Annotated in this window: 7 protein-coding genes and 1 pseudogene; 5 read left to right on the top strand and 3 right to left on the bottom strand. The window is 58.3% G+C overall.

All coding sequences use genetic code 11. The features are described from left to right. Positions 1-213: 213 nt before the first annotated feature. The 5 genes from bcsN to PH562_RS19690 are packed head-to-tail and all read left to right on the top strand — an operon-like array spanning position 214 to position 9,414. Complete coding sequence (bcsN, locus tag PH562_RS19710; RefSeq protein ID WP_285175011.1) at positions 214-1,197, top strand: cellulose biosynthesis protein BcsN; 984 nt, start codon at positions 214-216, stop codon at positions 1,195-1,197. Between the two features lie 60 nt (positions 1,198-1,257). Beyond that, entirely contained in the window at positions 1,258-3,447 is a 2,190-nt protein-coding gene (gene bcsA, locus PH562_RS19705) for a UDP-forming cellulose synthase catalytic subunit (RefSeq protein WP_285175008.1), read from the top strand. After that, a complete protein-coding gene (locus PH562_RS19700) occupies positions 3,447-5,957 on the top strand; it encodes a cellulose biosynthesis cyclic di-GMP-binding regulatory protein BcsB (protein ID WP_285175006.1) in 2,511 nt (836 codons plus the stop codon). Before bcsA ends, PH562_RS19700 begins: the two co-directional genes overlap by 1 nt. Beyond that, entirely contained in the window at positions 5,954-7,003 is a 1,050-nt protein-coding gene (locus PH562_RS19695) for a family 8 glycosyl hydrolase (protein WP_285175004.1), read from the top strand. The genes PH562_RS19700 and PH562_RS19695 overlap by 4 nt, the downstream gene beginning before the upstream one ends. Beyond that, a complete protein-coding gene (locus PH562_RS19690) occupies positions 6,994-9,414 on the top strand; it encodes a cellulose synthase (RefSeq protein ID WP_285175002.1) in 2,421 nt (806 codons plus the stop codon). Before PH562_RS19695 ends, PH562_RS19690 begins: the two co-directional genes overlap by 10 nt. Before the next feature lie 168 nt (positions 9,415-9,582). Here PH562_RS19690 and PH562_RS19685 read toward each other — a convergent pair whose 3' ends face one another. The 3 genes and pseudogenes from PH562_RS19685 to PH562_RS19680 form a co-directional block, all read right to left on the bottom strand. Beyond that, positions 9,583-11,448: a hypothetical protein gene (locus PH562_RS19685; protein ID WP_285175000.1), complete on the bottom strand. Its 1,866-nt coding sequence runs from the start codon at positions 11,446-11,448 to the stop codon at positions 9,583-9,585. 220 nt (positions 11,449-11,668) lie between these two features. Beyond that, positions 11,669-11,781: pseudogene (locus PH562_RS30820) on the bottom strand (IS481 family transposase); the annotation flags it as partial. Between the two features lie 72 nt (positions 11,782-11,853). Continuing rightward, the gene (locus PH562_RS19680; RefSeq protein ID WP_285174998.1) at positions 11,854-12,774 is read right to left on the bottom strand and encodes an SMP-30/gluconolactonase/LRE family protein; all 921 of its coding nucleotides are present in this window, start codon (positions 12,772-12,774) and stop codon (positions 11,854-11,856) included. Positions 12,775-12,778: the final 4 nt, after the last annotated feature.

Here is a 12,778-nt window from a genome sequence, read left to right as displayed (position 1 = left end):
TCTCCGATTAGGCATCGCCTTTCGTGCATTCAGCGCGAGGGGCGTATTCTATGTGCATTTCTGGCCTCTTACGGCACCACAATCGGCCAAAATTAACCATTGGTTAACCATAACCACCTTTATTTGCTATAGTGAATACAAGGACTTGATTCCAATGATCGTCGCGCAATTTGCCGATGAATGTGACCACACAGGATTGCCGCGATCTAAGAGATGCATTTTTCAAAGACGATAGCGTTGATTATACTGGCCTGCATGGGCGCTGGTTGCTCCACAACCGGCCAAGTTCGCCAATCGATCGGTGTCGAAACGGTCACAAACGACAAGGCGCTGGCTTTTCCGCCACCCGGCGGACCGGCGATCATAAACGTGGTCGAGCGCAGGCATGCCAAGGATGTCGAGCAGACGATCGCGCTTTCCACCTCGTCTTCCGTCTCAGGCCAAAACTTCCTCAAGGTTCAGTTTCTTGGACTAACGGGTTCCAATCCCGGACTCGGAAGTCGGCCGTTCGATACGATCAGCGACCGTGTGATCGCTCGCGAAATGGCGACCGCAGTACCCGGCGTTCGGCTCGCACGCTCGGCAACCTTCGTCCAGAACAATTACGGCCCGTTCGGCTATGCCTCGGGCCAGAGCCGGGCCGGCGATACATGTCTCTACGCCTGGCAGCAGGTGAAGGCCGGCTTTGCGCCAACCCAGGAGCAGCGCAATTTCGGCATGGTACAGGTGCGCATCCGGCTCTGTGACGCTCACGCGAGCGAGCGCCAGCTGTTGAGCACGGTCTATGGCTATACGATTGCCGGCCATTTTGCCGGCGCCGCACTCAACCCTTTTGGCGCGCCGCGTGGCGCGGATGCCGTCCTCGGCAAGCCCGGCGAACCGGTCTATCCAGACGCCACCCCTTATCGTACCGCACCCATCAGCATCGGTTATCAGAACCGCCCCGTCGCACCGCGCCCTACGGTCGTGCGCCGACCGGTCATGATACAGCCCCAGCCGCAGGCGGCGCCAGCTCTGCCGCCGATGATCGGCCCGCGCGTACCGCTGCCGGATGGGCAGACCGATCAACCGCAGACGAATGGTACAGGTGGTGCAAGCTCGATGGCTGCGCCGCCACCTGCAAATACTGCAAGCAATATCGTCGTGCCTTTACCGGACTGTAACGGGGCAACTGGCATATCTCAGGCGTGCCGCTAGCAGGCGGCGCTGCTTGGGGGCGCCAGGATGGCGTCTGGCAATACCTTTGAAGGGACACCGATGCAGACTGCACGCAGCATCTTGATATGGGCCGTGATAGCGCTATGCGGGATCGTGCTGATCACCTTGCCGGTCAACCTTCAAACGCAGCTGATTGCCAGCACGGTAGTCGTCACCCTGATGGCGATCATCAAAATCCTCAAGCGTCAGGGAACTTGGCGGCTGGTGGCCCTCGCCTTCGGCACGGCGATCGTTCTGCGCTATGTCTATTGGCGCACGTCCTATACGCTGCCGCCCGTCAATCAGCCGGAAAACTTCATTCCCGGCCTGCTGCTCTATCTCGCCGAAATGTACAACGTGGCGATGCTGATGCTCAGCCTCTTCATCGTCGCCACGCCTCTGCCGCCGCGCACCAAGCGTGCTTCCGAAACCAAGAACTTCCCGAGCGTCGATGTCTTCGTGCCGTCCTATAATGAAGACACCAATCTTCTGGCCAACACGCTCGCCTCCGCCAAGGCGTTGGACTATCCGGCCGACAAGCTGAGGGTATGGCTGCTTGACGATGGCGGCACGTTGCAGAAGCGCAATTCGACGAAGATTTTGGAATCGCAGGCGGCAATCGCCCGCCATGACGAGCTCAAGCGGCTTTGCGCCGATCTCGATGTCGAATATCTGACGCGCGATCGCAATGAGCATGCCAAGGCCGGCAACCTCAACAACGGCCTCGAACATTCAAACGGCGAATTGATCGCCGTTTTCGATGCCGACCATGCGCCGGCCCGTGATTTCCTGCGCGAAACGGTCGGCTACTTCGAGGATGACCCTAAGCTCTTTCTGGTTCAGACCCCGCATTTCTTCATCAATCCGGACCCGCTGGAGCGCAATCTGCGCACCTTCGACAGCATGCCGAGCGAGAACGAAATGTTCTACGGCATCATCCAGCGCGGCCTCGACAAATGGAATGCAGCCTTCTTCTGCGGTTCGGCCGCCGTGCTCAGCCGCAAGGCGCTGCAATCGCAAAATGGCTTTAGCGGCATCAGCATCACGGAAGATTGCGAAACCGCGCTTGCGCTGCATGGCGCCGGCTGGAACAGCATCTATGTCGACAAGCCGCTGATTGCCGGCCTACAGCCGGCGACTTTCGCAAGCTTCATCGGCCAGCGCAGCCGCTGGGCGCAGGGCATGATGCAGATCCTGCGTTTCCGCTTCCCGCTCTTGAAGCGCGGCCTGACGCTGCCGCAACGGCTCTGCTACATGTCGTCGACGCTGTTCTGGTTGTTTCCGTTTCCGCGCGTCATCTTCTTGTTTGCGCCACTCTTCTATCTCTTCTTCGATCTCGAGATCTTCACGGCATCGGGCAGCGAGTTCCTCGCCTATACGCTTGCCTATATGCTCGTGAACCTGATGATGCAGAACTATCTTTATGGATCGTTCCGCTGGCCATGGATTTCCGAACTCTACGAATACGTCCAGACGGTGCACCTGTTGCCGGCCGTCGTCTCGGTCATGCTCAATCCCCGCAAACCGACCTTCAAGGTCACCGCCAAGGACGAATCCATCGCCGTCAGCCGACTTTCGGAAATCAGCCGTCCGTTCTTCGTCATCTTCGCTGTTCAGATCATCGCGCTGGCGGTCACCATATATCGTATCTATGCGGAGCCTTATAAGGCCGACGTCACGCTCGTCGTCGGCGGCTGGAACATCATCAACCTCGTCCTTTCCGGCTGTGCGCTCGGCGTCGTCTCCGAACGCGGGGAGCGTGCCTCTTCGCGGCGCGTCAGGGTCGATCGGCGCAGCGAGTTTGGGATCGACGGCCGGTGGAACTCCGCCTCCATCGAGGACGTGTCCGTTCATGGCGCCAGGTTGAACGTCTTCAACAAGGATCTGGAACCGGTCAAGGTCGGCTCGGAAGCGATCATACGCTTCCAGCCCTATAGCGGCGCCGACATGGTGACCCTGTCGGTCGTCGTTCGCAATATCGAGCAGATGGGCGACATTACCGCCATCGGCTGCCAATATGTTCCAAGGGGTGCTGCCGACCATCGGCTGATTGCCGACCTCGTTTTCGCCAATTCCGATCAATGGACGAAGTTCCAGCAGGCACGGCGGCGCAATCCGGGCATCATCCGCGGAACCTTCTGGTTCCTGAGCATGTCGCTCTATCAGACCAGCCGCGGCCTGATCTATCTATTCAGGGGTGTTGGCTCGGAACGCACGCAGCAGCGGCAGGATGCGAAGGCGAGAAGCTGATGAACCGCGCCCTCCCTGCCCTCCTGCTTCTCCTTGTCGCCGTTACGGCACAGGCACAGACGACGCCTTTCGACATGTCCGGCGAGCGGCCGAAGGGCGAAGCGCCGACGGCGCCTCAGATCATAACTCCGCAAACTGCCGTGCCGCAGACAGAACCGCCGAAGCCAGCGGTGCCTGCGGTCACGGTTCCTCAGACCGTTGCACCACAGACCGTCACTCCTCAAGCTGCTCCGCCTTTGATCATGACGTCGCCGGCCGTTACTCCGCAAACGGCAGCGCCCCAGGTCTCACCCCCAGTCGTCCCCGCCCAGACGACGCCGCAAGTCGCGCCGAAGGCGAAACAGACAACCGCCAGCACCGACCCATCGGCATTCCGCCGCTATGTCGTTCCCTACGCGAAGCTGCGATTGGAGGGGGAAGCCGATCGCAAGTCCTGGTCTATCTATCTGACGCCGGAGCAGGCGGCGGCGCCCGCGAAACTTACCTTTGCCTACCAGAACGCAGTGGTCGTTGCCCCCGAGGCATCGCAGCTTACGGTCCTCGTGAACGACCGTGCCGTCCATCAGCAGCAGATCGGCTCCTCGGACAACGAGTCGGATATCAGCTTCGATATTCCGCGCGGGCTGCTGCAGCCCGGCGCCAATCTATTGACCTTCGAGGCGACGCAGCGCCACCGTGTCGACTGCGACATCCCGTCGACCTACGAGCTCTGGTCCGATATCGATCCCGCAAGAACTTATCTCAGCTTCGCCAGTCGCGAAGCGGAGAAACTCTCCACCACCGACGCCATTCGCGCGATCGGTGTCGACGGCACCGGCAAGACACAGTTCAATCTTGTCGTGCCGGCATTGGCTCAACCGGGAACCACCAAACCGATCCTGCGTCTCGCGCAGGGACTAGCGCTTTTGAGCGGAATGCCGAACGAAACCTTTTCGTTCGACACGGATGCCCTACCCACATCTGGCCCCGGCAAAATGACCATCGTCGTCGGCACGCCAGCGGAACTGCAGCCCGTTTTTACCGTTCCGACCGCTGCGCAAAATGGAGCCTTGGCGACGTTTGCGACGGACCCACACAGCGGTCAGCAGCTTCTCCTCATCAGCGGCCCGTCCTGGCAGGCGATCGCATCTGCGATCGACATGGTTGTTTCGCCGACCGACCGCGACCCCGATACCCGCCGCGATCTGCTGGTAACGCAACGATGGTCCGCACCCGACGCCCCGCTTATCTACTCAGGCACCAGCCTTTCCTTCGAACAGCTGGGCGTCAGGACGACGGAATTTTCCGGGCGGCGTTTCCATACAAGCTTCAACGTGGCAATCCCGTCCGATTTCTATGCCAATGCCTATGGCGAGGCCACCATCCTGCTCGATGCGGCCTATGCCAAGGATGTAAAGCCGGGCAGTCACGTCGACGTCTATGTCAACGGCAGTATCGCCACGACCAAGCCGATCACGGTGACGGGCGGCGGCATCTTCCGGCAATTGCCCATCCGCATCACCATGCGGCATTTCAAGCCGGGTCTGAACACGATCACGCTGGAAGCCATGTTGCTGGCAGAAGAAGACACTGCCTGCGCGCCGGCAGCGACCTCAAGTACGACACCCCGCTTTGCATTGTTCGATACCAGCCAGTTCACCGTTCCGGATTTTGCCAGGATCGCACAGCGGCCCAACCTCGCAGCCCTTGCCGGCACTGGCTATCCCTACAATCGCCAAACCGAGCCGACCGCACTCTTCATCGATCGGGCAGACACGGACACGCTGTCGGCGACCGCGACGCTCCTCGGCCAGATGGCACTTGTCGCCGGCCACCCTATCGCGCTCGAACCCACCGCCTCGCCGAGTACGGTCGGGAACCGCCATGCGCTGTTCATTGGTTCCGTCTCGCAGCTGCCGTCGACGATCCTTACACAAATGAACATCTCCGCCTCGAGCCAGGTGGCCTGGCGCCCGCCCGCCCCTGGCCAAGGTGGCATACCGGAGGCTTCCGTGACCATTGCCGATTGGCGCTCCCGCATCAGCGGCGGATTGCTGCAGGGACAGATACAGAGCTTCCAGCAATGGATGCACCGCAATTTCGATATCACCTTGAGCTCGCTTCGCTTCATCCCCAGTTCGGAGCAGGTGTTCACCCCATCGAATGCCAATAGCTTCCTGATCGCCCAGGAAGCAAATCCGACCAACGACGCAACCTGGACGGTTGTCACCGCGCCAAGTGCCGGAGACCTGCGCGCCGGCGCCGAGGCAATGACCGCGCAAAATACCTGGTCGCAGATCGGCGGCCGCATCACGGTCTATTCCGGCAAGACGGGGAAGATCGATACGGTGCCCGTGAGCCGGTTCACTTTTGTCGTCTCCCAACCCTGGTCATTGACGAATTATCGGCTGATCGCCGCAAATTGGCTTTCCAGCAACATACTGTCCTACGCCTTCCTGTTCGTGGTCGGTTCGTTCCTGCTTGGCGTGAGCACGGCAAGCGTTCTTTCCAAGATCGGCAGGCGCGAATGAAACTTCGGCGCCTTGTCCTTGCGGTCTGCAGTGCTGCCATCCTGGCGGCAGCGCCGCCGGCTACCGCTCAACGCGCGGCGGTCGATCCGCAGACCTGGACCGCGTACAAAGCGAAATTTCTCGATGTGAACGGGCGCATCATCGATAACGGCAATGGCGGCATCAGTCACAGCGAGGGGCAAGGCTATGGTATGCTGCTTGCCTACCTCGCTAATAATCCGGCCGATTTCGAACAGATCTGGTATTTTACCCGCACGGAACTGCTGTTGCGCGACGACGGCCTCGCCGTCTGGAAATGGGATCCGGCCGTCACCCCGCATGTGACGGACACGAACAATGCGTCCGACGGCGATCTGTTGATTGCCTACGCGCTTGCCCTGGCGGGATCAGCCTGGAACAATAAGGATTATTTGCGGGCGGCTGCGAGCATGGCCAAGTCGATCCTGTCCCATGTCGTCATCAGTTCCGCAGGGCGGACACTGCTCATTCCTGGCGTCGAGGGCTATCAGCCGCCCGGCCGCAAGGATGGACCAGTTATCAATCCCTCCTATTGGGTCTTCGAGGCGATTCCCGTCATGGCACTGCTGGTGCCTTCCGATCGCTGGCATAAGCTCAGCGACGACGGCCTTGCCCTGCTGCGCGCCCTACAATTCGGTCCGCGCAAGCTTCCCGCCGATTGGGTCAGCCTCAAAGCGAAGCCGGAACCCGCAGGCGGCTTCGAGGCGGAATTCGGTTATAATAGCGTCAGAATCCCGCTTTACCTGGCGCGCGCAGGCATCGGCGACAAGGCGCTGCTTTCGCGTCTGCAGCAGGGCATGACCGTCGAGGAGGATGAGCCTGCAACGATCGATCTGACGACGGGTAAACCCAAGGACCTGCTCCCGGATCTGGGTTATAGAATTGTTAACGATGTTGTGGCGTGTGTGGTGAGCGGAGCGAAACTGCCTGCTTCGGTTCGGCAGTTCGCCCCATCGCTTTACTATCCGGCCACCTTGCAGCTGTTGAGCCTGGCTTTCGTCACGGAGAAACATCCGGAGTGTTTATAAAGTCCACCTTGATCATGGCTTTCATGGCCGTCGCCGTAGCGGGTTTTACGCTCGCGACGAAGGATCACGATTCGCCGGAAGATAAGATCAAGCTGGCCAAGTCGGCACGCCTTGAACCGCAGACGATGCTTGCCGCCGATAACAGCTCGGCCGGCGGCAGCTCCGGACAGCCCGTCGACTTGCAGACGCTTGCCGACCATATACAGGCGGCTGCACCGTCGGCTGTTCTCTCCGACACTCCCTCGAAGTCGGCAAATACGACTGCTGCGGATTCGATCGCCCAGGCCACTCCACAGCAGGCGCAGCCGCAATCAACGCAACCGCCAATGCCCCAGCAGGCCAACCCGGCACAAGATGCGGATAACCGGCCGAAGGTCGACGAAAGCGCGTTGCGCTATTTTGCAAGCCGTGGCGACAAGGCGCGGCTCCAGGCAGAAATCTCCCGGCTGCAGACGCTCTATCCGAACTGGACGCCGCCTGCCGATCCGCTGGCCATCCCGCAAAACAGCGACAAGCAGCTCGAAGCCATGTGGCAGCTCTATTCGGAGGGCCGCTATGCCGAGGTGCGCAAGGCCATTGCCGACCGCCAGACAACCGAATCCGGCTGGCAGCCGCCCGCCGATCTGCTGGAGCGTCTCGATATCGCGGAGGCACGCACGCGGCTCGTCAACGCATCCGATCTGAAGCAATATCAGACTGTGATCGACATCGGCGCCAGAACGCCGAGCCTGCTGACCTGCAGTGATATCGACATTCTCTGGCGTGTCGCCGAAGCTTTCATCCGCACCGATCGTGCAGCCCGCGGCGAGGATGCCTACAAATATATTCTGAAGACTTGCACCAATCCGCAGGAGAGACTTGCGACCATTCAGAAGGCGGCGGCTCTGCTGCCTTATCAGCCAATGCAGAATCTATTGCCTCTGGAAAAACCAGACGGCAATGGCGGGCGGGAATTCGATAGTATCAGGACCGATCTGGCTCGCCGTTTCGTCGCGCAGGGCAATGACGATCCCAAGCTGACTGTATCGCAAGACTATTTGTCTCAGGTGGAGCGTGTCGCCCGCAGCCAGGGCCTTGCATCCGATGATGCGCTCCTCGGTTGGTACTATCTGCGCCGCAGCGATTATCCCGACGCCGAGCAATGGTTCAAAGCCGCGCATGAGAAGGAAGATTCGGCCACGATCTCGCAGGGGCTGGCCCTGGTGCTGATTGCCGACCGCAAACCGCAGGAAGCCGAAGACGCCATGTATAAATGGCGCAACGAATCCAAGGACGCGATGGCGACCTACCTTGCGGCAACCGCCAATCTGATGGCGCTGCAGCCGCCGGCCAATCTCAGCGAAGATGTTCTCGGCCGTATCGCCGCGGAGGTCGTGAAGCAGAAGTATGTCCCGACGGCCCAGCAGTTCGGGTGGTTTGCGCGCTCGATGAACCAGCCGCAGGCCGCCGCTCGCTGGTTTGAGACGGCTTTGCGCTGGAAACCCGACGACGAGCCTTCCGCCTACGGCCTTGCCATTACGCGCAACCAGTTGAACGATCGTGTGGGCGTCGCCGAAGTCCAGAGACTGTGGGCCGGTCGCTCCCAGCGGATCGCCGTGCTCGGCGAGCCGGCGCCGCGCACGCCGACGTCAGAACCGCTGCCGTCTCCCAATCAGGCACTGCAACCTGCCCCCCAAACCTTACCGCAAACGACGATGCAGCAAGGTGGGCCGCAGAATGTGCAGCCGATGGCCTCTCAGGTCGCACCCCAGTCTCCTGTAACGCAGCCTTACGTCAACGGGCAGATCCCGGTGCAACAGATAACCCCTGCCCGCCGTGCTCCTTCCCCGAATTATGCCGAGCCGGATACGCGTGCCCGGGTGGCTACCCGCTCGACACGGCAGGCGGCGGGATGCAATACCACCGTCAATGCGCAGCTGCTGACGCCTGCCAATGCTCTTTCGCGCGGCTGGTGCCTGATGAACCTCAATCGACCGATGGAAGCAGTGGAAGCCTTTGATGTCGCCTTGAGCAACACGGATCCAAAATCGCGCGAAGAAGCAGCCTACGGACAGAGCCTTGCATATCTGCGGGCCGGCCTTGCCAATAATGCCGCCGTCGCTGCGACCAAGGCGCCGATGAACCACCAGCGCGCCGCTGAATTGCAGGTTGCCATACTGGCCGACCGCGCACTCTCGGCCTTCGAGGGCAAGCGCTATCACGAGACATTGCTCTATCTCGACCAGCGCGCACAGTTGCAGCAGGAACGCGCCGATCTGATGGTGCTGCGCGGATACTGCTACCTCAATCTGAAAATGTACGACGATGCCGAACGCATCTTCACCGCCGTCGCCGCAACAGGCAGCCGCGACGGCAGCCGTGGCTTGCGCGACCTCCAGCTTACGCTACATCCGCCGCGGGGGGAGTATTGAGGTACCAGCGAGCAAAGCCGTCACGCATCTTGCAGCAAGGATGCTCGCAACGGCATTAAAATATGCCAGATGAGGCCAAGGGAGATGCGATAGTATTTCTGAAAATGCTCTATCGGTAGCAGAGACATTATTTGTCCCTCCCAAGCACTGCTTGCGCCTGCCGTCGCCTCAACTGCGGACGCTGGAGGATTGATCGCCAACAGCTTCGGCAAATACTTCATAAAAATGATCGTTGCCCGCATCATTATGGTATGATGCAAAATCTTTGCTGCTGAACGAAGCTGCGAGAGGGTTCTTTATCGCAAGATGCAGATCGTTAACGGAAATCGGCTTGCATAATTCATAGTGAAGCCTGTTTCCGGTATCATACTGGATGCAACGGCGACCCAACACAGCACCGTCAAGCAACAAGGTCGAAAGAGAAGACACAACTGTTGAAATTCCGCCCAACAGCCTCGATACCGACAAATCGATACACCCCAGCAGGATGTCGTCCAGCACAAGTGTGTTGTCTGCTCTCAATTCAGCATATTCAGGATGCCGTTCAGACGGATGAGGTTTTATAATGAATAACTTTTCCGGATTGCTTTGAATCATCCGGCGTATGCCCGCTAAAATATGCGACCTTTCATCCTGATGCTGAGGCCATTTCAGGTTCGTTCCTAGAAGAACATATTCGCTGTAGTTCGATATATCGATACCCAACCGCCATCGGAGGACATCCGAGTTCGTTTGCAGCAACGAGTCATGAAATTTCGGCGAGCCTGCCGCTTTAAAGCGACGACTGTTCAGCGCGCTATAAGATCTGGAAATCCCGGCTACAGAATGCTCGCCGCTTCTAAACCGCTCATGTTCCGCGCCCCATGCTAAAATAGTGTCGGAGGCAAAATTGATTTCGCGATCTTGCATGGGTTCAATCCATATCCCATGCTGTAGCAACACCGTTTTAATGCCCCACAACTTTGCAGCCTCGACAACCTGCGCGTTCAATGCGTGGCTGACTGCCGCCGATGATTCGGAGCCGGAAACAAGTGTGCGGACCGACAGTAATCGCCAATCGATCTCGGCAACTGTTCGATAGATTACTACCGGAATCCCATTGCGCTCGAAGTGCCCCACGATCATTGACATTTCGTCGGATTTAAGCACGTCGCGTCGAATTAACGCGGAGCATTGCCCTCTTGGAATAATGTCTAGCAGAGGACGAAGAGCCAGAAAGTCCTGGAAATGACCGATATTTAAAGCAATAGCTTGTAAACGTCGCTCATGAAAAGCAAGTCGTTTTTCCTTTCTATAGGCAATATCGAGCACTGCGTCTATTTTTATCAAGCGGCTTTCTTTGTCGGTTGGTCGCTCTGCTTTTCGCAATAGAAGATAAGTCGGCTCTCCATCAAGCCGATCCCTGAAAATATCAGCCTGTGCCCAATGAGAGACAAGTCCTAGCAGCGGATCGTTGCTCGTGAGCGGCAGAATTCTGCGACCTTCGGAACAAAAATGCGGATCGACAATCTCGAACCCGGAAAGCTCGAACAAGTATTTCCACGTTGATAGAGGCAAGACTGTCGAGTGATACTTATTTCCGCGGCTGCTCGGGCGCGTGGACACCGACACGACAGCGAGATTTCCTATTATCGTGTGCAGGTTCCAAAGAGCATTACTGACATCCTCAATATCAATATGCTCTAAAACGTCGAGACATGTCGTAATATACTCTGCAGAACCAACCCGATCACCTATTTGATTATATAGTGTGGCTGCGGCATCTGCATCTTCAAGCGAAAGATCAAAATGAAAAGCATCTTTATCTACAGGGTCAAAATCGCATGAGAAGACCGTCATCCCCGCCGATACCGCCGACTGCTTAAGCTTTCCACTTCCAGAGCCAACATCGACCAATGAATCAATATTATTGGCCTTGCAGAGATTGAAAAAAACGCGTTCAAAATCGCTGCCATTGTAGCTGGCACTCCCAGACGACTTTCCAAAGTACTCAGGCGAGTAAAGTTTCGCATAGTCTGTTTTAGAGGCCCACATACTTTTATCCATCTGCTTGGCCGGAAATCAGCCCATCATCAATTATTTTTAGAGAACCACTCAAGCTTCAGAAGAAGGGCAAGCAAACAGATGAATAGAACCTTAAGCTGCGCGATCTGTTCCGAAGTTTATCTATTTCGGCAAGACGCGCCACTAGTATCCAATAGTAGCAACCGCTTTCCTCCCAGGCCAGGCATTTAAAGCCACCGCCACCACATGGTCAAGAACCGTGGATTATGCGCTGAGAGGGAGCGAGGCGACTAATTGGAGTTTTTAATCTTAGGCTGCCACGCGGGCGATGCCAATTGTACATATGGGTCAGTTAGGCAGATGCGGGTCTGAAGATCTCAACATCGGAGCAAGACCCATCAATCGACGCCGCCTTATCTGCAACACTCCAGCCATTCAAGGCATCTGCGCTCCAGTTGCAGTAGTAAAGACACGATAAAGCGACCGCGTTGCCGCAACAAAAAGCTGGTTCCGCTTCGGGCCACCGAACGTAAGATTAGCAACCGTCTGCGGTATCTTGATCTTGCCGATCAAAGCTCCATCGGCCGCAAAACAATGAACGCCGGCGCCGGCGCTTGTCCATATGTTGCCGTCTATGTCGGCCCGGAAGCCGTCCGGAATGCCGGTGTCGATGTTGCAGAAGACCCGGCCGTTTGCGAGTTTCTTGCCGTCCACGACGTCGAAGAGGCGAATGTGACGGGGGGCGCTGACGTCGTGGCTTGCGGCGGAGTCGGCGACATAGAGTTTCGTCTCGTCCGGTGAGAAGGCCAAGCCGTTCGGCTGACGGAAATCATCCGCCACTACGTCCAACGCCCCCGTCGACGGATCGAGGCGGTAGACGTTGCGGGTCGGCTGCTCCGGCTCCGCCTTGTAACCCTCGTAATTCGAGAGAATGCCGTAAGTCGGATCGGTAAACCAGATCGTTCCGTCCGAGCGGACGATCACGTCGTTGGGTGAGTTCAGGCGCTTGCCCTTATAGCTGTCGGCAAGCACGGTAATCGAACCGTCGATCTCCGTGCGCGTCACACGACGGCCGCCATGTTCGCAGGATATCAACCGCCCCTGACGGTCGCGCGTATTGCCATTGGCGAAATTCGAGGGTGAGCGAAAGACCGAGACATGGCCGCCCGGCACCCAGCGCAGCATGCGCTCATTGGGAATGTCGCTCCAGATCAGGCATCCGGCGTCCGCAAACCAAACTGGTCCCTCTGCCCAACGGCAATCCGAGTAAAGCTCCTCCAGGCCGGCGCTCGGGACGATCAAATTGCGGAAGCGCGTGTCGTAGATTTCGTAAAGGGAAGGAGCGTCGTTGGGCATCGCA

The sequence above is a fragment of the Rhizobium centroccidentale genome, assembly GCF_030182565.1.
Classification (GTDB): Bacteria; Pseudomonadota; Alphaproteobacteria; order Rhizobiales; family Rhizobiaceae; genus Rhizobium.
Note: the sequence above shows the minus strand (reverse complement) of the source record. Positions and strands in the feature narration are given on the sequence as shown.

Coding starts and splice junctions, on each gene's coding strand:
- PH562_RS19680 (WP_285174998.1), bottom strand. CDS start 12,774: ATGCCCAACGACGCTCCTTCCCTTTACGAAATCTACGACACGCGCTTC.
- PH562_RS19700 (WP_285175006.1), top strand. CDS start 3,447: ATGAACCGCGCCCTCCCTGCCCTCCTGCTTCTCCTTGTCGCCGTTACG.
- PH562_RS19685 (WP_285175000.1), bottom strand. CDS start 11,448: ATGTGGGCCTCTAAAACAGACTATGCGAAACTTTACTCGCCTGAGTAC.
- PH562_RS19695 (WP_285175004.1), top strand. CDS start 5,954: ATGAAACTTCGGCGCCTTGTCCTTGCGGTCTGCAGTGCTGCCATCCTG.
- bcsN (WP_285175011.1), top strand. CDS start 214: ATGCATTTTTCAAAGACGATAGCGTTGATTATACTGGCCTGCATGGGC.
- bcsA (WP_285175008.1), top strand. CDS start 1,258: ATGCAGACTGCACGCAGCATCTTGATATGGGCCGTGATAGCGCTATGC.